21 protein-coding genes are annotated in these 24,954 nt (G+C 72.2%); 11 read left to right on the top strand and 10 right to left on the bottom strand.

Features of this window, described 5'->3' with window-relative positions; genetic code table 11:
• The first annotated feature begins 153 nt into the window (after positions 1-153).
• Both ACIGW2_RS04075 and ACIGW2_RS04070 read left to right on the top strand, forming a co-directional pair.
• On the top strand, positions 154-1,824 hold the full coding sequence (locus ACIGW2_RS04075; RefSeq protein WP_399840897.1) for a fumarate hydratase: 1,671 nt from the start codon (positions 154-156) through the stop codon (positions 1,822-1,824).
• 165 nt (positions 1,825-1,989) lie between these two features.
• A complete protein-coding gene (locus tag ACIGW2_RS04070; RefSeq protein WP_399840895.1) occupies positions 1,990-2,619 on the top strand; it encodes an HAD family acid phosphatase in 630 nt (209 codons plus the stop codon).
• Positions 2,620-2,715: 96 nt separating this feature from the next.
• Here ACIGW2_RS04070 and ACIGW2_RS04065 read toward each other — a convergent pair whose 3' ends face one another.
• A complete protein-coding gene (locus ACIGW2_RS04065) occupies positions 2,716-3,243 on the bottom strand; it encodes a dirigent protein (RefSeq protein ID WP_399840892.1) in 528 nt (175 codons plus the stop codon).
• A gap of 97 nt (positions 3,244-3,340) precedes the next feature.
• On the opposite strand from ACIGW2_RS04065, the gene ACIGW2_RS04060 reads away from it, so the two are divergent.
• Positions 3,341-4,006: a lipoprotein gene (locus ACIGW2_RS04060; protein WP_399840890.1), complete on the top strand. Its 666-nt coding sequence runs from the start codon at positions 3,341-3,343 to the stop codon at positions 4,004-4,006.
• A gap of 85 nt (positions 4,007-4,091) precedes the next feature.
• Here ACIGW2_RS04060 and ACIGW2_RS04055 read toward each other — a convergent pair whose 3' ends face one another.
• Positions 4,092-5,621 (bottom strand): ricin-type beta-trefoil lectin domain protein, encoded by a 1,530-nt coding sequence (locus tag ACIGW2_RS04055; RefSeq protein WP_391652968.1) that lies wholly within the window; start codon positions 5,619-5,621, stop codon positions 4,092-4,094.
• A 143-nt stretch (positions 5,622-5,764) separates the two neighbouring features.
• On the opposite strand from ACIGW2_RS04055, the gene ACIGW2_RS04050 reads away from it, so the two are divergent.
• The 3 genes from ACIGW2_RS04050 to ACIGW2_RS04040 all read left to right on the top strand — a co-directional run bounded on the left by ACIGW2_RS04050 (position 5,765) and on the right by ACIGW2_RS04040 (position 10,037).
• Positions 5,765-7,159 carry a class II fumarate hydratase gene (locus ACIGW2_RS04050; protein ID WP_391652969.1) on the top strand — a complete coding sequence of 465 codons (1,395 nt, stop codon included), beginning with the start codon at positions 5,765-5,767 and terminating at the stop codon, positions 7,157-7,159.
• A 44-nt stretch (positions 7,160-7,203) separates the two neighbouring features.
• Positions 7,204-7,872 (top strand): DUF402 domain-containing protein, encoded by a 669-nt coding sequence (locus ACIGW2_RS04045; protein WP_391652970.1) that lies wholly within the window; start codon positions 7,204-7,206, stop codon positions 7,870-7,872.
• 302 nt (positions 7,873-8,174) lie between these two features.
• A complete protein-coding gene (locus ACIGW2_RS04040) occupies positions 8,175-10,037 on the top strand; it encodes a SpoIIE family protein phosphatase (protein ID WP_391652972.1) in 1,863 nt (620 codons plus the stop codon).
• Positions 10,038-10,160: 123 nt separating this feature from the next.
• On the opposite strand, the gene ACIGW2_RS04035 is transcribed toward ACIGW2_RS04040, so the two are convergent.
• The gene (locus tag ACIGW2_RS04035; protein ID WP_399840886.1) at positions 10,161-12,359 is read right to left on the bottom strand and encodes a transglycosylase domain-containing protein; all 2,199 of its coding nucleotides are present in this window, start codon (positions 12,357-12,359) and stop codon (positions 10,161-10,163) included.
• A 313-nt stretch (positions 12,360-12,672) separates the two neighbouring features.
• Here ACIGW2_RS04035 and ACIGW2_RS04030 point away from each other — a divergent pair, with 313 nt between their 5' ends.
• Genes ACIGW2_RS04030 through ACIGW2_RS04020 form a run of 3 tightly spaced genes read left to right on the top strand, consistent with a single transcriptional unit; the run spans position 12,673 to position 16,453 of the window.
• Positions 12,673-13,197: a PadR family transcriptional regulator gene (locus ACIGW2_RS04030; RefSeq protein ID WP_356067740.1), complete on the top strand. Its 525-nt coding sequence runs from the start codon at positions 12,673-12,675 to the stop codon at positions 13,195-13,197.
• Complete coding sequence (locus ACIGW2_RS04025) at positions 13,194-13,919, top strand: ABC transporter ATP-binding protein (protein ID WP_391652974.1); 726 nt, start codon at positions 13,194-13,196, stop codon at positions 13,917-13,919. Before ACIGW2_RS04030 ends, ACIGW2_RS04025 begins: the two co-directional genes overlap by 4 nt.
• Positions 13,916-16,453 carry an FtsX-like permease family protein gene (locus ACIGW2_RS04020; protein ID WP_399840883.1) on the top strand — a complete coding sequence of 846 codons (2,538 nt, stop codon included), beginning with the start codon at positions 13,916-13,918 and terminating at the stop codon, positions 16,451-16,453. The genes ACIGW2_RS04025 and ACIGW2_RS04020 overlap by 4 nt, the downstream gene beginning before the upstream one ends.
• 72 nt (positions 16,454-16,525) lie before the next feature.
• Here the strand turns inward: ACIGW2_RS04020 and ACIGW2_RS04015 are convergent, their stop codons facing one another.
• On the bottom strand, positions 16,526-16,786 hold the full coding sequence (locus tag ACIGW2_RS04015) for a hypothetical protein (RefSeq protein ID WP_391653375.1): 261 nt from the start codon (positions 16,784-16,786) through the stop codon (positions 16,526-16,528).
• Positions 16,787-16,791: 5 nt separating this feature from the next.
• Complete coding sequence (locus tag ACIGW2_RS04010; protein ID WP_399840881.1) at positions 16,792-17,757, bottom strand: hydrogen peroxide-inducible genes activator; 966 nt, start codon at positions 17,755-17,757, stop codon at positions 16,792-16,794.
• Positions 17,758-17,890: 133 nt separating this feature from the next.
• Here ACIGW2_RS04010 and ACIGW2_RS04005 point away from each other — a divergent pair, with 133 nt between their 5' ends.
• Both ACIGW2_RS04005 and ACIGW2_RS04000 read left to right on the top strand, forming a co-directional pair.
• Positions 17,891-18,445 carry a peroxiredoxin gene (locus ACIGW2_RS04005; protein ID WP_356067734.1) on the top strand — a complete coding sequence of 185 codons (555 nt, stop codon included), beginning with the start codon at positions 17,891-17,893 and terminating at the stop codon, positions 18,443-18,445.
• Positions 18,446-18,447: 2 nt separating this feature from the next.
• The gene (locus tag ACIGW2_RS04000) at positions 18,448-18,981 is read left to right on the top strand and encodes an alkyl hydroperoxide reductase (protein ID WP_265868796.1); all 534 of its coding nucleotides are present in this window, start codon (positions 18,448-18,450) and stop codon (positions 18,979-18,981) included.
• Positions 18,982-19,080: 99 nt separating this feature from the next.
• Here the strand turns inward: ACIGW2_RS04000 and ACIGW2_RS03995 are convergent, their stop codons facing one another.
• The 5 genes from ACIGW2_RS03995 to ACIGW2_RS03975 form a co-directional block, all read right to left on the bottom strand.
• A complete protein-coding gene (locus ACIGW2_RS03995) occupies positions 19,081-19,797 on the bottom strand; it encodes a hypothetical protein (RefSeq protein ID WP_399840878.1) in 717 nt (238 codons plus the stop codon).
• A complete protein-coding gene (locus ACIGW2_RS03990) occupies positions 19,794-21,224 on the bottom strand; it encodes an AI-2E family transporter (RefSeq protein WP_399840876.1) in 1,431 nt (476 codons plus the stop codon). The genes ACIGW2_RS03995 and ACIGW2_RS03990 overlap by 4 nt, the downstream gene beginning before the upstream one ends.
• A gap of 139 nt (positions 21,225-21,363) precedes the next feature.
• Entirely contained in the window at positions 21,364-22,062 is a 699-nt protein-coding gene (locus ACIGW2_RS03985) for a transglycosylase SLT domain-containing protein (RefSeq protein ID WP_391652979.1), read from the bottom strand.
• A gap of 372 nt (positions 22,063-22,434) precedes the next feature.
• Positions 22,435-23,757, bottom strand: a complete 1,323-nt coding sequence (locus tag ACIGW2_RS03980; RefSeq protein ID WP_361586793.1) for a PhoH family protein — start codon at positions 23,755-23,757, stop codon at positions 22,435-22,437.
• A gap of 345 nt (positions 23,758-24,102) precedes the next feature.
• Complete coding sequence (locus ACIGW2_RS03975) at positions 24,103-24,864, bottom strand: isoprenyl transferase (RefSeq protein ID WP_356067724.1); 762 nt, start codon at positions 24,862-24,864, stop codon at positions 24,103-24,105.
• Between the last annotated feature and the right edge of the window lie 90 nt (positions 24,865-24,954).

Genomic DNA, 24,954 nt, shown 5'->3' with positions numbered 1-24,954 from the left:
GCGGGCGGCCGAAACGCGCCGATGTGGCGTGGTGAGCCGCGCCACTGAGCCTTACCTCACAGGAGCGGGGACCGGGCCGCGTCTTACGCTGGAGGGCGCGGCCGCCAACGGAGGCGGCGCGCTGCTGTCTGCCGAGTGAGGAATGGCCCCGTCATGCCAGAGTTCGCGTACTCCGATCTGCTGCCGCTGGGAGAGGACACCACGCCCTACCGCCTGGTGACCTCCGAAGGCGTCTCCACCTTCGAGGCCGACGGCCGTACGTTCCTCAAGGTCGAGCCGGAGGCGCTGCGCACGCTGGCCGCCGAGGCGATCCACGACATCCAGCACTACCTGCGCCCGGCCCACCTGGCGCAGCTACGGAAGATCATCGACGACCCGGAGGCGTCGAGCAACGACAAGTTCGTCGCGCTCGACCTGCTGAAGAACGCGAACATCGCGGCGGCCGGCGTGCTGCCGATGTGCCAGGACACCGGCACGGCGATCGTGATGGGCAAGCGCGGCCAGAACGTGCTCACCGAGGGCCGTGACGAGGAGGCCCTGAGCAGGGGCGTCTACGACGCGTACACCAAGCTCAACCTGCGCTACTCGCAGATGGCCCCGGTGACCATGTGGGAGGAGAAGAACACCGGCTCGAACCTGCCCGCGCAGATCGAGCTGTACGCGACCGACGGCGGCGCGTACAAGTTCCTCTTCATGGCGAAGGGCGGCGGCTCCGCCAACAAGTCCTTCCTCTACCAGGAGACCAAGGCGGTCCTCAACGAGGCCTCCATGATGAAGTTCCTGGAGGAGAAGATCCGTTCGCTCGGCACGGCGGCCTGCCCGCCGTACCACCTGGCGATCGTGGTCGGCGGCACCAGCGCCGAGTTCGCGCTGAAGACCGCGAAGTACGCCTCGGCGCACTACCTGGACGAGCTGCCCACCGAGGGCGACCCGGCGACCGGTCACGGCTTCCGTGACAAGGAGCTGGAGGAGAAGGTCTTCGAGCTGACGCAGAAGATCGGCATCGGCGCGCAGTTCGGCGGCAAGTACTTCTGCCACGACGTGCGCGTGGTGCGACTGCCGCGCCACGGCGCCTCGCTGCCGGTCGCGATCGCCGTGTCCTGCTCGGCCGACCGCCAGGCGGTCGCGAAGATCACCGCCGAGGGCGTCTTCCTGGAGCAGCTGGAGACGGACCCGGCGCGCTTCCTGCCGGAGACCGAGGACTCCCACCTGGACGCGGGCGAGGTCGTGAAGATCGACCTCAACCAGCCGATGGACGAGATCCTGGCCGAGCTGACCAAGTACCCGGTGAAGACCCGGCTCTCGCTGACCGGTCCGCTGGTCGTGGCGCGCGACATCGCGCACGCCAAGATCAAGGATCGGCTCGACGCGGGCGAGGAGATGCCGCAGTACCTGAAGGACCACCCGGTCTACTACGCGGGCCCGGCGAAGACCCCCGAGGGTTACGCCTCCGGTTCCTTCGGCCCGACGACGGCCGGCCGGATGGACAGCTACGTGGAGCAGTTCCAGGCGGCGGGCGGCTCGAAGGTCATGCTGGCCAAGGGCAACCGCAGCAAGCAGGTCACGGAGGCGTGCGGCACGCACGGCGGCTTCTACTTGGGATCGATCGGCGGCCCGGCGGCGCGTCTCGCGCAGGACTGCATCAAGAAGGTCGAGGTCGTCGAGTACGAGGAGCTCGGCATGGAGGCGGTGTGGAAGATCGAGGTCGAGGACTTCCCGGCGTTCATCGTGGTGGACGACAAGGGCAACGACTTCTTCCAGAACCCGGCCCCGGAGCCGACGTTCACGCACATCCCGGTGCGTCAGGGCTCCCAGCTCTCGTAACCTCCGGCACCACGTGACGGCGCCCCCGGTCCTCCGCGGACCGGGGGCGTCGTCACGTCCCGCTGGGAAAGTCGCTACCGACCGGTAGTCAGCCGGACACTTACTGGTCAGTATGGGTCGCGAGCATGTCAACCACTGAGTCGGTCGACCCCTCGGGAGCCCCCCATGCCCTCCGCCAAGGCGAAGGCCACCGCCGCCGCCACCCTCGCCCTGAGCAGCGCCCTGGTCCTCGGCGCCGCGCCCAGCGCCTCCGCCGCCGACCCCGACACCCACCACACCTCCTCGGCCGCGATCCAGGACGTCGACTACACGACCTGGCGCAAGGACGTGGCCGCCGTGGTCGCGCAGGCGCGGCCGTACCTCGAGGAGCGCACCGAGGACGCCGACGGCGAGCGGCAGGCCATCGTCCTCGACATCGACAACAGCTCCCTGGAGACGGACTTCCACCCCTTCTGGGAGCTGCCGACCCCGGCCATCCCGGAGGTCCAGGACCTGGTGGCGGACGCGCACGCGCGCGGGGTGGCCGTCTTCTTCGTCACCGCCCGGCCCGGCATCATCCACTCCCTGACGGACTGGAACCTGCGGCAGGTCGGCTACCCGGTCGACGGGCTGTACGTGCGCTCGCTGCCCGATCTGTTCGCCGAGGTCAGCGCGTACAAGACGGCCAAGCGCGCGGAGATCGAGGCGAAGGGCTACACGATCATCGCGAACATCGGCAACAACACCAGCGACCTGGTGGGCGGTCACGCCGAGCGCACCTTCAAGCTGCCGGACTACGGCGGCAAGCTGTCGTAGTCCTGCCCGGCCCGGAGCGACCGCCCCGACCGGCCGGAGACTTCCGGGACCGCCCGACCGACGACCACCGGGCCGTCGGTCGGCGCTCGCCGTCGGTCAGCGCACGGTGATGTGGAACTCCATCCGCTCGTGGTCCCCGTCCGGGCTGACCCGGATGTAGCCGTGCGCGTTCTTGAAGTCGCCGGTGCCGCCGGTGACCGCGAGGTCGAAGGCGGCCGGCTCCTGGTCGGAGACGTCGAAGGTGGTGAGCGCCTGGGCGGTGAGCTGGCCGCCCGGGCCGCCGTTCAGGACGAAGGTGCCGACGCAGTTGGCGTCCGACTGCTCGCCGGCGGAGCGCACCACGGCGCAGATGACGCCGTCGCGGCCCACCTTGTCGCCGCCCTTGGTCTTGAACAGGTCGTCGGCGAAGGTGAAGGTGTCGCCGACCTCGGGCGGCGGTCCGCTCTCGTCGGCCGCGGGGCCTGGAACCTCCTTGGCGTACAGCGTGAACTCGAAGCCGTCGCCGTTGTCGGCCGGCACCGAGCCCGGTGTCGTGGCCGAGGCCGGCAGGGGGGCGGCGGTGGCGAGGGTGACGGCCGCGACCGCGACCGCGCCGAGGGCACCGATCCTCCGGAAGCTGCGCATGTCCTGTCTCCTGCGGGTGAGTGATCTCCCCCGGGGCCCACTCGCCATTGTCCGGCCGCCGCCGGGGGCCCGCACCCCGGTCGGACATGATGGGCGCATGCCAGAAAGTTCAGCGATACGACGGGTGCGCGCCGCGGTTCCGGCCGCCCTGCTGGCCGCGGGCCTGCTGCTCACCGGCTGCGGTGCGGATACGGGTACGGGGCAGGGGGCCGCCGCCGCGCCCGCGCAGCGGTCCACCGCGCCCGCCGCGCCCGCAGGGCCGGGCACCGCCGCTCCGGCCGGCACCGTGGGCGGGCCCGGCACGCCCTGCGCGCTGCCGGTCTCCTTCTCGCTCGCCGCGGACTGGGAGCCGGAGGCGGTGGAGCCGGCCGCCGACCCGGACCTCGCGGCGCTGACCCGGCAGGGTCCGGCCACGCTGCGCTGCGAGGTGGAGGCCAAGCCCGCCGGGCACATCGGCTTCCTGCGGGTGTGGACCGTGCCCGAGGGACGGGCGCGGGCCGCCCTGGAGGCCTTCGTGACGGCGGAGAAGGGTGCGCGCGGGGCCGTCTACTCGGCAGCCGAAGCGGGCCCGCTGACCGGCGTCCAGACGGTGTATCAGGTGCACGAGGAGCTGATGGGCGGGACGAAGACCGAGCGCGCCTTCGCCGTCGGGACGGCGGACGGCGGGGTCGTCATCGTCCACCTCGGCGGCCTCGACGCCGAGGAGCACGAGGCGATGCGCCCGGCGTACGAGCTGGCGCGGTCGACCCTCCGGGCCTCCTGAAAGGGCCGTGGCCCCCGTCCCGCACCGAACGGGGGCCACGGCGTCCTGTGGGGGCGGATGCCCCGTGGCGGGGCACGGAGCCCCGTTACGCGAAGCGCTGGTTCGCGGAGCCGTCGCAGGCCCGGAGCCGGATCGCGTCGTGGGCCGCGCCCTGGGTCAGGCACAGGCCGGTGGCCGCGGCCGGCCGGAGGGTGGCGCCGTCGCGGACGAACTTCTGGTTGGCGGCGCCGCTGCAGTTCCAGACGATGAGCGCCTTGCCGGACTCGTAGGCGGCGCCGGGGACGTCCAGACAGCGGTCCTGGGTGAGCTCGGTGTGCAGGGTGCGGCGGTTGGTGTCGTACCACCAGCCCTGGTTGCGGCCGCCGTGGCAGTCCCAGCCGAGGACGGCGGTGCCGTTCGCGGACTCCGAGGCGTTGACGTCCAGGCAGTTGCCGGTGGCGGCGTTCCGCAGCGGCCGGTAGGCGTCGTCCCAGGCGAGCGGGAAGAGCGTGGGCGTGCCCGAGGAGTTGACGTCGGCGCAGCTCGCCTCGCGCAGGCCCGAGCCGTAGAGCTGGGTCAGGCAGGACGCGAAGGCGGCGTGGCCGCTCTTGTTCGGGTGGAAGGACTGGCGGACGGAGTTCTCGTCCGGGGTGCCGGGCTTGGAGAGGTCGATGTAGAGGCCCCGGGCCCAGGTGTCCTCCATGCAGACCTCGTGGCCGTGGAAGAGCCGCGAGTTGTCGAGGTAGACCGCTCCGGTGTCGGCGGCGGCCTTGCGCATCCCGCGCTCGAAGGCCGGGACGGCCGCGTTGCGGCCCCACTTCGTGTCGGAGTCGTAGCCGAGGCCGCCGCAGGCCAGCTTGCCGGGGAAGTTCGGGTTGTCGCGGAAGTCGGGCCCGATGGGGCTCGGGTAGCCCATGAGGACGAGCTTGTAGTCGCCGTCGGCGTATCCGGCGTCGCGCATCACGGTGCGCAGGTCGCGGACGGTCTGCTCGACCTTGGGGACGAGGCCGTCGACGCGGGCCTGCCAGCCGGGGGCGTACTTCGGCTCGCAGGGGCCCTGGGAGAGCAGATAGCGCTGGACGCAGTCGGTCATGACGGGGCCGAACTGCAGGTCGTCGTTGGCGCCGGCGACCAGGAGCACCATCTTGATGCGGGTGTTGCGGGCCTTGATGGCGAGGCTGTCGCTCTGGACCAGCTCGTCGGCGTACTGCTTGCTGCCGCCGATCCGGATGTTTCCGGTGTACGCGCCGGAGCAGGCCACGTTGAACGTGAGGTCCGCGGGGATGCCGGTGCGGTGGATGGCGGCGTCGGGCGAGCGGTGGCACCAGTTGTCGGGGCCGTTGGTCGGGGACTCGTAGGTGCCGACGCCCTCGCCGGAGATCTCGCTGTCGCCGAGCGAGATGAGGCCGGTCTTGCGCTGGGCGAGCGGGCGCTCCTCCGGGCTGCCGTAGAGCGCGGTGGCCTCGGCGGCGCGGATCGCCTCCAGCTCGGGGCTCAGCGGCGTGGAGGTGATTCCGGTGGTGCCGCTCGTGTCGGCCGCGCCGGCGGGGGCGGCGGCCGTCATGCTGCCGAGGGCGGCCGCGGCGGCGGCGAGGGCCGCGACCGGCCAGCGGAGTCTGTACCTGGTGCGCGTCATTGCGCCTCCTGGAAGTGGGGTTACCCACGGTTTTTACTGGCCGGTAAGCGACTTGGGAATACATCGAACAAGACAAGTGCTCATGTTTTTCGGGGGGTTCGGGCGACCGGCCCCCGGTGAGCACCGCGCAGGAGGTTGACGACATGGCCGACGACAAGGGCTACCGGATCGAGCACGACTCCATGGGCGAGGTCCGCGTGCCCGCCCACGCCAAGTGGCGCGCCCAGACCCAGCGGGCGGTGGAGAACTTCCCGGTCTCCGGGCAGCGCCTGGAGCGCGCCCACATCGAGGCGCTGGCCCGGATCAAGGCGGCCGCGGCCAAGGTCAACGCCGAACTCGGCGTGCTGGACCCGGAGGTGGCGCGGGCGATCCAGGACGCGGCGGCGGAGGTCGCCGAGGGGCGCTGGGACGACCAGTTCCCGGTGGACGTCTTCCAGACCGGCTCCGGCACCTCCTCCAACATGAACACCAACGAGGTGCTCGCCACGCTGGCCGCCGAGCGGCTCGGCCGGGACGTGCACCCCAACGACCACGTGAACGCCTCGCAGTCGTCCAACGACGTCTTCCCGTCCTCCATCCACATCGCGGCGACCGCCGCCGTCACCCGGGACCTGATTCCGGCGCTCGATCACCTGGCCGGATCCCTGGAGCGGAAATCAGCCGAATTCGCGAGCGTCGTCAAGTCCGGCCGCACGCACCTCATGGACGCCACCCCGGTGACCCTCGGCCAGGAGTTCGGCGGCTACGCGGCGCAGGTCAGGTACGGGGCGGAGCGGCTGCGCGCCGCCCTGCCGCGGCTCGCCGAACTGCCCCTCGGCGGCACCGCGGTCGGCACCGGCATCAACACCCCGCCCGGCTTCTCCGCCGCCGTGATCGCCGAGGTGGCCCGCGCCACCGGCCTGCCGCTCACCGAGGCCCGCGACCACTTCGAGGCGCAGGGCGCCCGGGACGGCCTGGTGGAGACCTCCGGGCAGCTGCGGACCATCGCGGTCTCCCTCACCAAGATCGCCAACGATCTGCGCTGGATGTCCAGCGGCCCGCGCACCGGTCTGGCCGAGATCAATCTGCCCGACCTCCAGCCGGGCTCCTCGATCATGCCGGGCAAGGTCAACCCGGTGGTCCCGGAGGCGGTCCTCATGGTCGCCGCCCAGGTCACCGGCAACGACACCACGGTCGCGGTGGCCGGCGCCGCCGGGAACTTCGAGCTCAACGTGATGCTGCCGGTCATGGCCAAGAACCTGCTGGAATCCGTGCGCCTCCTGGCCAACGCGGCCCGGCTGCTCGCCGACCGCACGGTCGACGGCATCACCGCCAACGCCGAACGGGCCCGCGAGTACGCCGAGTCCTCCCCCTCCGTCGTCACCCCGCTGAACAAGTACATCGGCTACGAGGAGGCGGCGAAGGTGGCCAAGAAGTCACTGGCCGAGCGCAAGACGATCCGGGAGGTCGTCCTCGAGTCGGGGTACGTGGAGCGCGGCGACCTCACCGCCGAACAGCTCGACGAGGCGCTCGACGTCCTGCGCATGACTCATCCGTGACCTTCACCGCAGCGACACCGGGGAGCCACCCCTAAGATCTGCGCATGACAGGATCCGGCCGCTCCGAGCACTGGGCGCCGGGGGATCAGATCCTCTGGCGCTACCGCGACAACGGCACCGGCGACGTGCACATCTGCCGCCCGGTGACCGTCGTCCAGGACACCCCGGAGCTGCTCGCGGTCTGGATGGCCCCCGGCACCGAGTGCGTGAAGCCGGTGCTCGCCGACGGCACCACCCCGGTCCACGAGGAGCCGCTGGCCACCCGCTACACCGCCCCGCGCACCACCGCCCGGGCGCACTGGCACGGCGCCGGGGTGCTGAAGCTGGCCCGGCCCGCCGACCCGTGGTCGGTGTGGCTGTTCTGGGAGCGCGGCTGGCGCTTCCGCAGCTGGTACGTCAACCTCGAGGAGCCGCGGACCCGCTGGTCCGGCGGCGTCGACTCCGAGGACCACTTCCTCGACATCTCCGTCTACCCCGACCGCAGCTGGCTGTGGCGGGACGAGGACGAGTTCGCCCAGGCCCAGCGGGCCGGCCTGATGGACGCCGCCCAGGCCGCCCGGGTCAGGGCGGCGGGCCGGGCCGCGGTCGAACTGATCAGCGCCTGGGGGCCGCCGTTCTCGGCCGGCTGGGAGGACTGGCGGCCGGACCCGGCCTGGCCCGTACCCGAACTGCCGGCCGACTGGGATCGCACCCCGGCGCACACGGCGCCATGAGACCCTTGATGCGCCCCCAGGGTGCAAACGTAGGATCGTCCTCCGCACGTACTCGACCACACCCGATCGCCCCGCGGGGGGATCGGACCGCACGTCACCGAACCGGCACGACGCAGGACCTGACCACACGTCATCCAGATTGCCACCATGAGGGGGAGAGCAGTGCCGGACCCGCGCGCGGACGCGCTGTCCCCCGTCTCCAGATCGAGCTCCTGCCGGTGGTTTAGCCCCGTCGACGGCGCGGCATCGGCGATGAGAGCGCGTGCAACGCACCACCGGCCCGGACGGACGGAATCCCAGGCGTGACGGAGCATCCCACCTCCCACGAAGGCCGCAAGGCGATGGCCGACCGGCCGCAGGAACGCACTCGCCCCCGCCAGGAGACGGCGGCGACGAACGCGACGGCGGCCGCGGCCGCCGTCGCCGTGCCCGCACCCGCCCCCGGCAGCGGTCCGGCCGGCCCCGACGGCGCCGCCGGGCGCCGCGAGGGCGAGCGGCTGCGCTTCGTGGGCGCCGCGACCCGGCGGATCGCGCGCGGCATCGACCTCGACGAGATCGTCCTCGGCCTGTGCCGGGCGACCGTCCCGACCTTCTCCGACGCGATCCTGGTCTATCTGCGCGACCCGCTGCCGGTGGGCGACGAGCGCCCGGCCGAGCCCTTCGTGCTGCGGCTGCGCCGCACCGACCGGCTGCGGTTAACGGACCTGGAGGGCGAGGAGCTGGTCCTCGTGCCCGACCCCGACCCGACGCCCGCCGCCGAGCTGTGCGAGGTGCGCTCGGGCAGCGCGCTGGCCGAGGTGCTGCGCGGGGTCCGGCCGGTGCCCGGCGACTCCCCCGCCGCCCGCGCGGCGCTGCCGGAGCTGCTCGGCCCCGAGCACCCGCTGCCGCCGGGGCACCGGGCCATACTCGCGCCGCTGCGGGGGCGGCGCCGGGTGATCGGCGCGGCGGTGTTCCTGCGGCGCCCCGAGCGGGCCGGCTTCGAGCCGAACGACCTGCTCGTGGCCGCCCAGCTGGCCACCCACACCGCCCTCGGCATCGACAAGGCCGTGCTCTACGGACGCGAGGCCTACATCGCGGACGAGCTGCAGCGCACCATGCTGCCCGACTCGCTGCCCCAGCCCACCGGCGTGCGGCTGGCCTCCCGCTATCTGCCCGCGGCCGAGACGGCGCGGGTGGGCGGCGACTGGTACGACGCGATCCCGCTGCCCGGCAGCCGGGTCGCGCTCGTCGTCGGCGACGTCATGGGCCACTCCATGACCTCGGCGGCGATCATGGGCCAGCTGCGCACCACCGCGCAGACCCTGGCCGGCCTCGACCTGCCGCCGCAGGAGGTGCTCCACCACCTGGACGAGCAGGCCCAGCGGCTCGGCGAGAACCGCATGGCCACCTGCATGTACGCGGTGTACGACCCGGTCTCGCACCGGATCACCATCGCCAACGCGGGCCACCCGCCGCCGATACTGCTGCACCTGGGCGGCCGGGCCGAGGTGCTCCGGGTGCCGCCCGGCGCGCCGATCGGCGTGGGCGGGGTGGACTTCGAGGCGGTCGAGCTGGACGCGCCCGCGGGCGCCACGCTGCTGCTCTACACGGACGGCCTGGTGGAGTCCCGGCTGCGGGACGTGTGGACCGGCATCGAGCAGCTGCGCGAGCGGCTCGCGGCGACGGCCCAGCTCACCGGCCCGGACCACTCGCCTCCGCTGGAGGCGCTGTGCGACGACGTGCTCGACATGCTCGGCCCGGGCGACCGGGACGACGACATCGCGCTGCTCGCGGCCCGCTTCGACGGGATCGCGCCGAGCGACGTGGCGTACTGGTTCCTGGAACCGGAGGACGCGGCCCCCGGCCGGGCCCGCCGGCTGGCCCGGCGCGCGCTCGCCCGCTGGGACCTGGAGGAGCTGACCGACTCCGTCGAGCTGCTGATCAGCGAGGTGGTCACCAACGCCGTGCGGTACGCGGAGCGTCCGGTGACGCTGCGGCTGCTGCGCACCGACGTGCTGCGCTGCGAGGTCGGCGACGACTCGCCGCAGCTGCCCCGGCAGCGCCGGGCGCGGGACACCGACGAGGGCGGCCGCGGGCTGTTCCTGGTGAACCGGCTGGCCCGGCGCTGGGGCGCGACCCGGCTGTCGGGCGGCAAGGTGGTGTGGTTCGAGCTGGCCACGCGCTGAGCCCGGAGCCGTACCGTACGCGCGAGAACGCCCGTACGTACGACGACGAAGGCACGCGCGAGAACGAAGCCACGCGCGAGAACGAAGGAGGCCGGACCCCCGCGGGGGTCCGGCCTCCTCGTGTCACTGGCCTCCGGGCCGGGTGTCGACGATGCCCGTGTCGGTGTCCGGCGGCGGCTGGATCGTCGGCTCGATGGTCTTCGTCCGGGTCGGCGTCGGCTCCGACGGGGTCGTCGCGGTGGACGTGGGCGGGATCGGCGGCGTGGTGCCGGTCGGGGTCGGCGGCTGGGTCGGGGTGCTGGTGTCCTCGCTCGCCGTGGGGGTCGGCGAGGGCGAGTCGGTGGTAGCGGTCGGCGTGGGGGCGCCGGTGTCGCCGCCCGAGGTGCCGTCGGTCTCCAGGTCGAAGGTGGCGCTGGAGCCGCCGCCGAGGGCGGTGGTGGTGTAGGCGCCCCAGATCTGGGCCGGGGTGCGGCCGCCGTTGGCGCGCCCCTCGTTGATGGTGTTGGTCAGGGTGACCTGGTTGCCCTTGGTGTCCTCGCCGAACAGGCCGACGGCGGTGACGAGTTCGGGGGTGTAGCCGACGAACCAGGCCGAGCGGTTGTTCTCGGAGGTGCCGGTCTTGCCGGCCGCCTCGTAGTCACCGGCGGCGCGGACGCCGGAGCCGGACCGGACGACGCCCTGCATGGCCTTGGTGGTGGTGTCGGCGGCCTCACGGCTGATGACCCGCTCGCCGATGGACTTCACCGGCTCGGCCTTGCGGTCCTTGTGCTCGGCGGACTTCACCAGGGTCGGGGTGACCTTGACGCCGTGGTTGTCGAGGGTGGCGTAGGCGCCGGCCATGTCCATGGTGGAGGCGGTCATGACGCCGAGGGACATCGACGGCCCCTCGCCGAAGTCGGCGCCGTCCTTCAGGCCGAGGGCGAGGCCGGTCTGCTTGGCCTTGGCGAAGCCGACGTCCACGATCATCTGGGCGTAGACCGAGTTGATCGAGCTGTTGGTGGCCTTCTGGACGGTGACCGGGCCGTAGCTCCGGTCGTCCTCGTTCTCCGGGGCGAAGGGGATGGGGCTGCCGACGACCGGGCGCTTGCTGGTGCCGTCGTAGATCGTGCCGAGGCCGATCCGCCGCCCGTCCTGGGTCAGCGCGCGGTTGTCGATGGCGGAGGCGAGCACGATCGGCTTGTACGTGGAGGCCGGCTGGTAGTCGCGCCGGGTGGCGTTGTTGGTCCAGTGCTCGGTGGCGCCGACGCCGCCGTACATGGCGACGACCGCGCCGGTCCGCGGGTCGACGGAGGTGGCGCCGGCCTGGACGGTGGCGTCCTTCTTGTCGCCCTTGCGGTCGAGCTTGTCCTCCAGCTGCCGGTCGACCGCCTTGACGAGGGCCTTCTGCTTCTTCTCGTCGATGTTGAGGGTGATCGTCCAGCCGCCGGCCTTCAGGTCCTCCTCCTTGACGCCCTGGCGCATCAGCTCCTGGTTGGCCGCCTCGACGATGTAGCCGCTCTGGCCGCTCATGCCCTTGGGGGCCTTGGGCTTCTGCGGGACGGGGAACTTCAGTCCGGCGCGCTTGCCGGCGTCGAGCCAGCCCTCCTCGACCATGTTGTCGAGGACGTAGTTCCAGCGGGACTGGACGAGCTTGCGGCCCTCGGGACCGGCGAAGGTCCAGTCGTACTGGCTGGGGGCCTGGAGCACGGAGGCGAGGTAGGCGCCCTGGGCGACGGTCAGCCGGCTCGCGTCGACGCCGTAGAAGGCCTGGGCGGCGGCCTGGATGCCGTAGGCGTTGCGGCCGTAGTAGCTGGTGTTGATGTAGCCGGCCAGGATCTCGCTCTTGTCCATGTTCTGGTCGACCTTGAGCGCGATGACCATTTCCTTGAGCTTGCGGGTGGCCGTCTGGTCCTGGCTCAGGTAGTAGTTCTTCACGTACTGCTGGGTGATCGTCGAGCCGCCCTGCTTGCCCTTGCCCGTGACGGTGTTCCAGGCGGCGCGGACGGTGCCCTTGATGTCGACGCCGTTGTCCTTGTAGAAGGTCTTGTTCTCGGCGGCGACGAAGGCGCGCTGGACGTCCAGCGGGACCTTCTCCAGTCCCACGATCTCGCGGTTGATCTTGCCGGTGCGGGCGAGCACCTTGCCGTTGGAGTACTTGTAGACGTTGCTCTGGAGGGTCGCGTCCGCGTTGGCCGTGGGGACCGGGACCATCAGGTAGACCGCGTAGAAGGCGCCCATGGCGAGCAGGCAGCCCACGAAGAACGTGCCCAGGATCTTCTTCCAGGTGAAGAGGCGGCGTATGCGCCCGCGCTCCCCCGCCCGGCCCTTGCCTGTTCGGCCCATGTCCTTCTTCGCTCCGCTCGTCCCGCTGGTCGTCCGTCGTCGGATCAGCTCAGAAAGCTAACACCGCCCAATACGACAAAGGGCGATCGATCCGGCTTTTCCGGGCGTGAGAATCAGCACCCACCCCCGACGGAACCGACGCTCCAGGAGCGGAGATGGTTGTGTGCCACCGGTCACAAGCCGCGCGAACGCCCTTCGTCCGGCGGGACGTTCGGGGGGTGAACCGGCGATCCGGGACGGTCCGCCGACGTCCGCCGACGTCCGCCCAGGGGGCTATACATCGTGCGTATACACCCCATGTACAGTGACGGACATGTCCATCGGTCACACCCTCCTCGGACTCCTGGAGTCCGGCCCGCGCCACGGCTACGACCTCAAGCGGGCCTTCGACGAGCGCTTCGGCCACGACCGGCCCCTGCACTACGGGCAGGTCTACTCGACCATGTCCCGCCTCCTGAAGAACGGCCTCGTCGAGGTCGACGGCATCGAGGCCGGCGGCGGCCCCGAGCGCAAGCGGTACGCGATCACCGAGGCCGGCATCACCGACGTCGAGCAGTGGCTCGCCACCCCCGAGCGGCCCGAGCCCTACCTCCAGTCCACGCTCTACACCAAGGTCGTCCTCGCCCTCCTCACCGGGCGCGGCGCCGACGCGATCCTCGACACCCAGCGCGCCGAGCACCTGCGGCTGATGCGCGAGCTGACCCGGCGCAAGAAGGACGGCGACCTCGCCGACCAGCTCATCTGCGACCACGCCCTGTTCCACCTGGAGGCCGACCTGCGCTGGCTGGAACTGACCGCCGCCCGCCTGGACGGGCTCGCCGAGGAGATCCGCCGATGACCCCCGCGACGCACCCCGCCCCCGAGGCCCCGGCGGACCCCACGCCGAACGCCCTGCTCCGGGCGACCGGGCTCACCAAGGCCTACGGCCCCACCCCGGCGCTCGCCGGCGTCGACTTCTCGCTGCGCGCCGGCGAGGTCGTCGCCGTCATGGGCCCCTCCGGCTCCGGCAAGTCGACCCTGCTGCACTGCCTGGCCGGCATCGTCCGCCCCGACACCGGCACCATCCACTACGACGGGCGCGAGCTCACCGCGCTGGGCGACGCCCGGCGCAGCGCCCTGCGCCGGGCCGACTTCGGCTTCGTCTTCCAGTTCGGCCAGCTGGTGCCCGAGCTGACCTGCGTCGAGAACGTCGCCCTGCCGCTGCGCCTGAACGGCGAGCGGCGCCGGGCCGCCGAGGGCCGGGCCCGCGACTGGCTGACCCGCCTGGAGGTCGACGACGTGGCCGGAAAGCGCCCCGGCGAGATATCCGGCGGCCAGGGCCAGCGGGTCGCCGTGGCCCGCGCGCTCGTCACCGCCCCGCGGGTGATCTTCGCCGACGAGCCGACCGGCGCGCTCGACTCGCTCAACGGCGAGCGCGTGATGTCCCTGCTCACCGACGCCTCCCGGGACACCGGCGCCGCCGTCGTCCTGGTCACCCACGAGGCCCGCGTCGCCGCCTACTCCGACCGCGAGGTCGTGGTCCGCGACGGCGCCGTGCGCACCACGGAGTGGGCGGCATGAGCGGGCGTACGGACACCAGCGGCACGGACATGGGCGGTACGGGTACGGACACGGCTGCGGGTGCGGCCACGCCTGCGAGTACGGGTACGGGCGGCACGGGTACGGGCGGCACGGGTACGGGCGGTGCGGCACCGAGGGCGACGGGCCCCGGCAGCACGGCCCCGGGCGCTTCGGGCCGCGGCGGCGCCGGCCTCACCGCGTGGCTGCGCGACCTGGCGCTCGGCGCCCGCTTCGCCGTCACCGGAGGCCGCGGCGGCCGGCTCCGCACCCTGCTCACCGCGACCGGCATCGGCCTGGGCGTGGCCCTGCTCCTGGTCGCCGCCTCCCTGCCGAACATGCTCTTCCAGCGCGAGGTCCGGGAGTCCCAGCGGCAGCCGGACGCCAGCCAGGAGATCACCCGGCCCGGCCCCGACACCTTTCTCTACGCCGACGCCGAGACCCTCTACCGCGGCGACGGCGTCACCGGCCTGCTGCTGCGGCCCGAGGGCCCGAAGGCGGCCCTTCCGCCCGGCGCCGACCGCATCCCCGCGCCCGGCGAGATGCTGGTCTCCCCCGCGCTGCGCGCACTCCTCGACTCCCCCGAGGGCGCGCTCCTCAAGAAGCGGCTGCCCTACAAGCCCGTCGGCACCGTCGGCGACGCCGGACTGATCGGCCCCGCCGAACTGCGCTACCTGGCCGGCTCCGACGACCTCACGGCCGACGGCCCCGGCAGCCGCGGCCTCGCCTACGGCTGGTCGGTGCCCGAGGAACCCATGAACGCGTTCCTCCTGCTCCTCGTCGTCATCGCCTGTGTCGTCCTGCTCCTGCCGGTCCTCGTCTTCATCGCGACCGCCGTCCGCTTCGGCGGCGAACAGCGCGACCGGCGGCTCGCCGCGCTGCGCCTGGTCGGCGCCGACACCGCCATGGTCCGGCGGATCGCGGCCGGCGAGTCGCTCGCCGGGGCGCTCCTCGGTCTCGCCGCCGGCGCCGGATTCTTCGCCCTGGCCCGGCAGTTCGCCGGCACCGTGCGGATCTGGGACGTCAACGCCTTCCCGGCCGACGTGTCCCCGGTGCCCTGGCTCGCCGCCGTGGTCGTCGCCGCCGTGCCGGTCGCCGCCGTCGTCGTCAGCCTGGTCGCGCTGCGCGGGGTCACCATCGAACCCCTCGGCGTGGTCCGCACCGCCACCCCCCGGCCGCGCCGGCTCCTGTGGCGGCTGCTCCTGCTCCTCGCCGGCGCCGCCGTCCTCGTACCGAGCGTCGACGGCGTGGAGATCACCGGCACCGGCATCGACGCCCCGGGCATCGCGATCGGCGCCACGCTCGCCCTCGTCGGCCTCACCACCCTGCTGCCCTGGCTGGTGGAGGCCCTGGTCAAGCGGCTCCGCGGCGGCCCGGTGGCCTGGCAGCTCGCCACCCGCCGGCTCCAGCTGAGCAGCGGCACCGCCGCCCGCACCGTCAGCGGCATCGTCGTCGCCGCGGCCGGCGCGATCGCCCTCCAGATGCTGTTCCAGGCCATGCAGAGCGACTTCATGCGGCCCACCAACATGGACACCGCCCGCGCCCAGCTGCAGACCCGGGTCGACGCGCGGACCGGCGAGGACGCGCGGCGGGCCGTCGCCGCCCTGTCCCGCACCACCGGCGTCACCGGCGTCATGGGCACCATCGAGTCCAGCGTGTGGCGGGCCGCACCGCCCGCCAAGGGCGAGGACTCCGGCGCCATCACCTCCGTCCACGTCGGCGACTGCCCCTCCCTGCGGGAACTCGCCGCCCTCCCGTCCTGCACCGACGGCGACGTCTTCATCGCCCTCGCCCACGGCACCGAGGGCCCCGAGGACTCCTGGGTCACCCGGACCGCCAAGGCCGGCGCCACCGTCGCCCTGCGCGAACCCCGACCCGGCGCGGACGCCCGCACCCCGACCTGGCGCATCCCGGACACCGCGCGCACCGTCGACTCCCGCCGCGACCCGATGGGGCTGTACCAGTTCGGCGTGCTCGCCACCCCGAAGGCCCTCGACGCCGGCCGGCTCGACGCGCCCGTGGCCGACGTGATGATCCGCCTCGACCCGGCGGTGCCGGACGCCGAGGAACACGTACGGAACACGGTCGCCGCCCTCGACCCGCTCACCCGGGTGCAGACCCTGCGGAACATGGAGCGCGACGCCCAGTACACCAGCGTCCGCACCGGCATCCTGGTCGGCGCCACCCTCACCATGCTGCTCGTCTCCGCGTCCCTCCTGGTCACCACCCTGGAACAACTGCGCGAACGCAAGCGGCTGCTGTCCTCCCTGGTCGCCTTCGGCACCCGCCGCTCCACCCTCGGCCTCTCGGTGCTCTGGCAGACCGCCGTGCCGATCGTCCTCGGCCTCGCCCTCGCGGTGGCCGGCGGCCTCGCCCTCGGCACGGTGCTGCTGCGGATGATCGGCAAACAGGTCGAGGACTGGGGCGTGTTCCTGCCGGTCGTGGGTGTGGGCGGCGCGCTGATCCTGCTGGTGACGCTGCTCAGCCTGCCGCTGCTGTGGCGGCTGATGCGCTCCGACGGACTGCGCACGGAGTGACCCGCGGGCCGGCCGCGGGCCGGCGCCGGCGGCCGCAGGACAGGGGCGCGTCAGCACCGTACGGCCCGGTGATCACCGTACGTGCGGTTCGACCGCCCTTCCGTGTGACGCCGCCGGCGGGCCCTCGGGGGTGGGGACGTCCGGGAAGAGCTCGGTGCGCCGGCCGGGCAGGAGGAGGGACGCCTCTCCGTAGGCGTAGTGATCGCGCGTCCAGGACTGGGTCTTGCCGTGGCCGGTGAAGAAGACCTCGCAGCGGCGCCCGAAGACGGACTGGACCCCGCCTGGATCGAGGGCGCCCTGGAATCCGCCGTCCGCACCGCCCTCCAGGTCCACACCGGCTAGGCCGCGCCCGTCTCGTCCCCGGTGACGACCCGGACCGGAAGGTCCCGCATCGCCTCCCGCAGCGAGTCCGCCAGCTCCGTGAACTCGGACTGGCGGGCCGTGCCCGTCCGCATTGCGAGCGCGATCCGCCGCGAGGGCGCCGGATCGGCGAAATCCCCCGTGAACAGCGCCGCGTCCCGCGCCGTCTCCACCTTCACCGCCGTCCGCGGCAGCAGCGTCACCCCGAGCCCACCGGCCACGAGCTGCACCAGCGTCGACAGCCCCGCCGCGGTCGTCGTCACCGGCGCCCCCTCGGCCCGCCCCGCCTCCCGGCAGATGTCGAGCGCCTGGTCCCGCAGACAGTGCCCCTCGTCCAGGAGCAGCAGCTTCAGCTCCCGCAGCGCCTCGCGCGGAATGTCCGCCCGCCCGGCCAGCGGATGCCCCTCCGGCGTCACCAGCACGAAGTCCTCGTCGAACAACGGCAGTTCCGTCACCCCCGGCACCCCCAGCGGCACCGCAAGGAGCAACAGGTCCAGCCGCCCGGCCGCGAGCCCGTCGAGCAGCGAGGCCGTCTGCTCCTCGTGCACCTGCAGGTCCAGCTCCGGATAGCGGGTGTGCACGAGCCGCAGCACCGTCGGCAGCAGATACGGCGCCACCGTCGGGATCACCCCGAGCCGCAGCACCCCGGTGAACGGCGCCTGCGCCGCCTCCGCCTCCTCCACCAGCTCCCCCACCGCGTCGAGCACGGCCCGTGCCCGCACCGCCAGCCGCTCCCCGGCCGGCGAGAGCAGCACTCTCCGTGTCGTCCGTTCGAGCAGCTGGACACCGAGTGCCTCTTCGAGAGCCGAAACCGCGCCCGAAAGCGCCGGCTGACTCATCCCGATCGCCGCCGCCGCATCCCGGAAGTGCAACTGCTCGGCCACCGCCACGAACGCCCTGAGCTGGGAAAGGCTGGGCTGCTTCACCCGCCGGACTGGAATCACTGATAACCGCCTTCGATCAACACGACCCACTCTAGCTATTTCACTGATCAATGCACCCCGTGCCATGCTGTGATACGTCCAACCCCTCACGGAAGGCCTCAAAAGGGATCCTTCCGGCCTGTAAGGAGAGCGTGTGCTCACTGTCGGTGACAAGTTCCCCGCCTACGACCTGACCGCCTGTGTGTCGCTGGAGAGCGGCAAGGAGTTCGCTCAGATCGACCACAAGACCTACGAAGGCAAGTGGCGCGTGGTGTTCTTCTGGCCGAAGGACTTCACCTTCGTCTGCCCGACCGAGATCGCCGCGTTCGGCAAGCTGAACGACGAGTTCGCCGACCGTGACGCTCAGATCCTCGGTGTCTCCGGTGACTCCGAGTTCGTGCACCACGCCTGGCGCAAGGACCACGCCGACCTGCGTGACCTGCCCTTCCCGATGCTCGCCGACTCGAAGCACGAGCTCATGCGCGACTGCGGCGTCGAGGGCGCCGACGGCTTCGCGCAGCGCGCCGTGTTCGTGGTCGACCCGAACAACGAGATCCAGTTCGTCATGGTGACCGCCGGTTCCGTGGGCCGGAACCCGAAGGAGGTCCTGCGGGTCCTGGACGCCCTGCAGACCGACGAGCTGTGCCCGTGCAACTGGAACAAGGGCGAGGACACCCTCGACCCGGTCGCGCTGCTGGCCGGTGAGTGAGCATGGCGCTCGATGAGCTGAAGGCCGCCATACCGGACTTCGCCAAGGACCTGAAGCTGAACCTCGGTTCGGTGATCGGCAACAGCGACCTGCCGCAGCAGCAGCTGTGGGGCACGGTGCTCGCCTGCGCCATCGCCTCGCGTTCGCCGAAGGTGCTCGCCGAGCTGGAGCCGGAGGCCAAGGCCAACCTGAAGCCCGAGGCGTACCAGGCCGCCAAGTCGGCCGCCGCGATCATGGCGATGAACAACGTCTTCTACCGGACCCGGCACCTGCTGTCGGACCCGGAGTACGGGACGATGCGCGCCGGTCTGCGGATGAACGTCATCGGCAACCCGGGCGTCGAGAAGGTCGACTTCGAGCTGTGGTCGCTGGCCGTGTCCGCGATCAACGGCTGCGGCCAGTGCCTGGACTCGCACGAGCAGGTGCTGCGCAAGGCCGGTGTCGACCGGGAGACCATCCAGGAGGCCGTGAAGATCGCCGCGGTCGTCCAGGCGGTCGGCGTGACGCTGGACGCCGAGGCGGTCCTGGCCGAGTAGGGCCGGGGCCGTACGGCACGCCGTACGCGACGAAGAGGGGCCCGGGGTTCGTACGAACCCCGGGCCCCTTCGCGTTCTCCGTTCCGTCCGTTCCCGGGCTCACTTCTTCCTGAGCGCCGTCATCAGCTCCTTGGCGTCCTCGACGAGGTAGGTGCGCAGGGCCGCCGGGTCGAGCTTCGGCGGCTCGGGAGGCTGTTCGCCCTCGCCGTTCCACTCGACGACCGCGCCGACCCGGAGCCGTAGCTCCGCCTGGCCGTCCACGACGTCGAGGACCATGGCGGAGCTGTCGGTGTCGTTGAGGAAGGCGAGGTCGCCGATCCCGTCGATGCGGTCGCCGCCGCCGATCAGCGGGTCGTGCATGAGGGCCTCGAACTCGGGGCGCGGGTCGGTGGCCCGGTGGAGGTTGTAGGTGACCTCGACGTCGTAGGACACGGGTGTGCCCTGGAGGCTCACGACGCAGTTGGCCCGGTAGAGGCCGGGTTCGTCGAGTTCCGCGGTGTTGGTGTTCCCGGCGCGGCGGCCGAGGGCGGAGGAGAGGCCGTGGAAGGCGCCCGCGGCGCAGGGGTCGGTGGCGCGGTAGCCGCGCAGGTCGGGGCCGTCGCTCGCGGTGGTGCGCTGGTACGCGGTGAGGCCGGCGCCCCAGACGGCCGAGGCGGCCACGGCGCCGCCGAGCGCCCAGAGCCAGGGGCGGCGGCGACGGGCGGCGGCCGGGGGTCCGTCGGGTCCGGGCGGGGGCGGCGGCGCGATGGCGGGGCCCGTGGGGCCGGCCGGTTCGGGGAAGGCGGGGCCGCCGACGAGTTCGGGTTCGGAGATCATCCCTCTCCCCTCGGTGTCCCGGTTCCGGGGGCGGCGACGGGCGCGAGCTCGTAGGCGGTGGCGCCGTGCGGTTCGGGGGCGGCGCGCAGGGTCTGTTCGGCGGAGTAGGCGCGGAGGTAGCCGACGACGGTGTTGAGGACGGCGACGAGGGGGACGGCGACGACGGCGCCGCCGATGCCGGCGGTGAGTCCGCCGGCGGCGACGGCGAGGACGACGGCGAGGGGGTGGACGCGGACGGCGCGGCCGAGGATGAAGGGCTGGAGCACGTGGCCCTCGATCTGCTGCACGGCGAGGACGACGACGAGCACCATGAGGGCGGTGAAGACGCCGTTGGTGACGAGGGCGACGACGCAGGCGAGGGCGCCGGAGACCACGGCGCCGACGAGCGGGATGAAGGCGAAGAGGAAGATGAAGACGGCGAGCGGCACGGCCATCGGCACTTCCAGGAACCACAGGCCGAGGCCGATGAAGACGGCGTCGATGAGGGCGACGAGGACGGTGCCGCGGACGTAGGCGGTGAGGGTGCGCCAGGCGCGGGGTCCGGCGCCGGCGACTCCGGGCCGGGCCTGGGCGGGCACCATCTTGAGGGTCCATTCCCAGACCTTCTTCCCGTCGTAGAGCAGGAAGAGGGTGGAGAACATGGCGAGCAGGATGCCGGTCATGGCCTCGACGACGACGGTGACGCCCTGGAGTCCGGCGGAGGTGATCTGTTCGGCGTTGGCGCCGATGGTGTCGCTGAGGTTCTTGGCGATCTCGTTGATCTGCTGCTCGGTGACGTGGAAGGGGCTGTCGAGGAGCCAGCGCTTGAGTTCCTCGATGCCGTCCTTGACGCGGTCGGAGAGGTTGTCGACGTTGTCCATCACCTGCCAGACGACGAACCAGCCGACGAGTCCCATGAGGACGAAGCCGGAGACGGCGGTGACGGCGGTGGCGAGGCCGCGGGGCAGGCCCTTGCGGCGCAGCAGGGCGACGGTGGGCTGGAGCAGGGCGGTGATGAGGAGGGCGGCGACGAAGGCGAGGACGACCAGCTGTACGGAGCTGATCACCTTCATCAGGACCCAGACGGTGCCGGCCAGGACGAGGAGGCGCCAGCTCGCCTCTGCGGCGACGCGCATGCCCCAGGGGATGGCGGCGACGGGGTCGGGGCGGGCGGCGACGGCGGGGGCGTACGAGGGGGGCGCGGGCACGGAGCCGGCCGCGGGTGCGGTGGCGGCGGCCGGTGTGGCCGGTGCGGCGACCGGCTCGGGGGCCGGGGTCGCGGCGGCCGGGGCGGCGGCGTGCTCGGGGCCGGGTTCGGGGGTGTATTCGGGGCCGGGCGGGCCCAGGGGGTCGTCCCGCTCGGCCTGTGCGCGGCGTTCGTCCAGGCGTTCGCCCATGCGGCTGAGGCCCGCACCGATGCGGTTCAGCCATCCTGGCAGTCTCGACATGCTCTTCCCTCTCCCCCTCCGGGTCCCCGAACCTACACCCACACAACGCGCGAGCCCCTCACCGAAGGACGGCGAGGGGCTGCGCGGGGTTGAGCGGGGGCCGGTGGAGATCCGGCGCGGCGCTCCCGAAGAGGACGGCCTAGTACCAGCGGTTGGCCTGCCAGAACGACCACGCGCCGCAGGGGCTGTCGTAGCGGCCGTTCATGTAGCTGAGGCCCCACTTGATCTGGGTGGCGGGGTTGGTCTGCCAGTCGGCGCCGGCGGAGGCCATCTTCGAGCCGGGCAGGGCCTGGACGAGGCCGTACGCGCCCGAGGACGGGTTGGTGGCGCGGTAGTTCCAGCCGGACTCGTGGTCCACGATGTTGCTGAAGCACTGGAACTGGTCGGCCGGGATCATCTGGCGGGCGATCGCCTTGACCTCGGCGATGCTGTACGAGCTCTGCGCGGCGAAGGAGGTGGCGTCGCGGACGGCGGAGCGGCTGGCGCGCTCGGCCTCTTCCTTCTCCTTGCGCTCCTGCTCGGCCTTGTCGGCGGCCTTCTTCTTGGCCTCGGCGTCCTTGGCGGCCTGGATGCGGGCGGCTTCCTCGGCGGACTTGCGCGCGAGGGAGTCGGCGGCGGCGGCCTGGACGTCGGCCTGCTCGGAGAGCGAGGTGACCTGTACCTGGGCCTGCTCGCCCGCGGGGATGTCCGCGAGCAGCGTGGTGTCGGCCGCGGTGGCCTCGAAGTTGTCGTCCGAGGCCTGCGCCGCGTTGCCCGAGGCAACGCCGACGACGGCGCCGACAGTGGTGACCGCGGTGGCCGAGGCCACTGCGAATCCCCGGACCGAGATCCGGCTCACACGGTTTCCTTCCACAATCGCCCACAGAGGTGACCAAGCGGGCGAAATCGTGCCCCTGACGCTGGTCTCCGTACTGCTGGGTCACAGAAGACACGGGCCCGTGGTGCTGTGGGCGGCATACGGCGGACGGGTGTTGAGTTGTGTGGTGCCGCACCGCTGGGGGTGCACGTGTGCCGTATGCGGGGCCTGACGGAAGCAAGACTCTGCCGGACGGCAACACCGCAAGGCAATTCCGTGCTGCGTGTGAAAGCTCACACCTGGGTGGACGCACGGGATTTGGCCGATACGGCGGACAGCAGAGCGCCGCCCGGCTAAGCTCTCGCGCTTTGCCGGGCGGCGCCAACTCCCGTGCGGGGCACGGGACGAAGTGGGTCAGATCTGCACGTCCTCCAGCATTTCGGTCACGAGCGCGGCGATCTGCGAGCGCTCGGAGCGGGTGAGCGTGACGTGGGCGAAGAGCGGATGGCCCTTCAATTTCTCGACGACGGCGACGACTCCGTCGTACCGACCGACCCTCAGGTTGTCGCGCTGGGCGACGTCATGGGTCAGCACCACCCGGGAATTGGCCCCGATCCGGGACAGAACGGTCAACAGGACGTTCCGCTCCAGGGACTGGGCCTCGTCGACGATGACGAACGCGTCGTGCAGCGAGCGCCCGCGGATGTGGGTGAGCGGCAGCACCTCCAGCATGCCGCGGCTCAGCACCTCCTCGATCACCTCGCGGCCGGCCACGGACGAGAGGGTGTCGAAGACGGCCTGCGCCCACGGGCTCATCTTCTCGGCCTCGGTGCCCGGCAGATAGCCGAGCTCCTGCCCGCCCACCGCGTACAGCGGACGGAAGACCATCACCTTCTGGTGCTGACGGCGCTCCAGGACCGCCTCCAGGCCCGCGCACAGGGCGAGGGCCGACTTGCCGGTGCCGGCCCGGCCGCCCATCGACACGATGCCGACCTCGGGGTCGAGCAGCAGGTCGAGGGCGATCCGCTGCTCGGCGCTGCGACCGCGGATGCCGAAGGCCTCCCGGTCGCCGCGCACCAGGCGCACCGACCCGTCGGCGCCGATCCGGCCCAGCGCCCGGCCGCGCTCGGACTGCAGCACGAGCCCGGTGTGCACGGGAAGCTCGGCGGCCTCCGGCACGTACAGCGTCTCCTGGTCGTAGAGCAGGTCGATCTGGTCCGCGGACAGGGCGACTTCGGACATTCCGGTCCAGCCGGAGTCCGTGATGGCGAGTTCCGCGCGGTACTCCTCGGCGAGGAGACCGACGGAGGACGCCTTGATCCGCAGCGGCAGGTCCTTGGAGACGACGGTGACGTCGTACCCCTCGGCCTGGAGGTTGCGCGCGACCGCGAGGATCCGCGAGTCGTTGTCGCCCAGCCGGTAACCGGCGGGCAGGACACCGGGGTCCGAGTGGTTGAGCTCGACCCGCAGCGTGCCGCCCAGCTCCCCGATGGGGAGGGGGGCGTCGAGCCGGCCGTAACGCACCCGGAAGTCGTCGAGCAGGCGCAGCGCCTGCCGGGCGAAGTAGCCGAGCTCGGGGTGGTGGCGCTTGGCCTCCAGCTCGGTCACGACGACGATCGGGAGCACCACTTCGTGCTCCTCGAACCGGGACATCGCGTTGGGGTCGGCCAGCAGGACGCTGGTGTCGAGGACATAGGTGCGCCTGTCGGACAAGCGGCGCTTAGTGCTGGTCACCACGGAAGGACAGACCCCCTTCGAGGACCCCCGTAGGGCCCTGGTGCGACGGCTCCGCGGGTGGGGAAGCCGGTGTCGCGGCGGAATGGGACCGGGCTCGGGCCACGATGCGCGGGCCGAGCGCCGGCCCTCCGCTTCGTCCGTGCGTGTCCCGCACGGTCGTCCTGGTGCAAAGGGCCTCCCGGGTGGCGGTCTCCGTGCCGCTCACTTCACTTGGGGATATGCCCTCGAACATGTGCCGTCATGCCATGGCATATGACGGCGTGTTCATGAACAGGGGGTGACACGCGGGGCCGCGGGGGGCGGAAGGGGCCGTCCGCGCCGTCCGTGACGGGCGGGACGGGGGTGTCAGTTGCCGAAACGGCGGTGCCGGGCCGCGTAGTCGCGCAGCGCGCGCAGGAAGTCGACCTTGCGGAAGGCCGGCCAGTGCACCTCGCAGAAGTAGTACTCCGAGTGCGCGCTCTGCCACAGCATGAAACCGGACAGGCGCTGCTCGCCGCTGGTGCGGATGACCAGGTCCGGGTCGGGCTGGCCGCGGGTGTAGAGGTGCTCGGAGATCAGGTCGATGTCGACGACCTCGGCGAGCTCCTCGAAGCTGGTGCCGCGCTCGGCGTGGTCCAGGAGGAGGGAGCGGACCGCGTCGGCGATCTCCTGGCGGCCGCCGTAGCCCACGGCGACGTTCACGAGTATGCCGGTGTTGTCGAGGGTGGCCTGCTCGGCCTCCTTCAGCACCGACTGGGTGCGGGAGGGCAGCAGGTCGAGGGTGCCGACGTGGTGGACCCGCCAGCGGCCGTCGGCGGCGAGGGCGCGCACGGCGTCCTCGATGATGCCGAGCAGCGGGAGGAGCTGTTCCTCGGGGCGGTTCAGGTTGTCGGTGGAGAGCATCCAGAGCGTGACGACCTCGACGTCGGTCTCGGCGCACCAGCCGAGGAGCTCCTGGATCTTGTCCGCGCCGGCCTTGTGTCCCTGCTCGGGGGTGCCTCCGGAGGCCTTGGCCCAGCGCCGGTTGCCGTCGAGGATGACGCCGATGTGCTTGGGCACCTGGGCGTGGTCGAGGCGGCCTTCCACCCGGCGTGCGTAGAGCCCGTACACCAGGTCGCGCAGGTTCACTGTTCTTTACCCCTCCATGCAGTGTCGGCCCCCGAGGACCGCCACATTACTGCGGACGGGTAACCGGCTCCCAGCCCGGGACTGTCACAA

Origin of the sequence: Streptomyces sp. NPDC053541 (assembly GCF_044544705.1) — a bacterium.
GTDB lineage: Bacteria > Actinomycetota > Actinomycetes > Streptomycetales > Streptomycetaceae > Streptomyces.
This window is presented reverse-complemented; position numbering and strand designations above follow the sequence as displayed.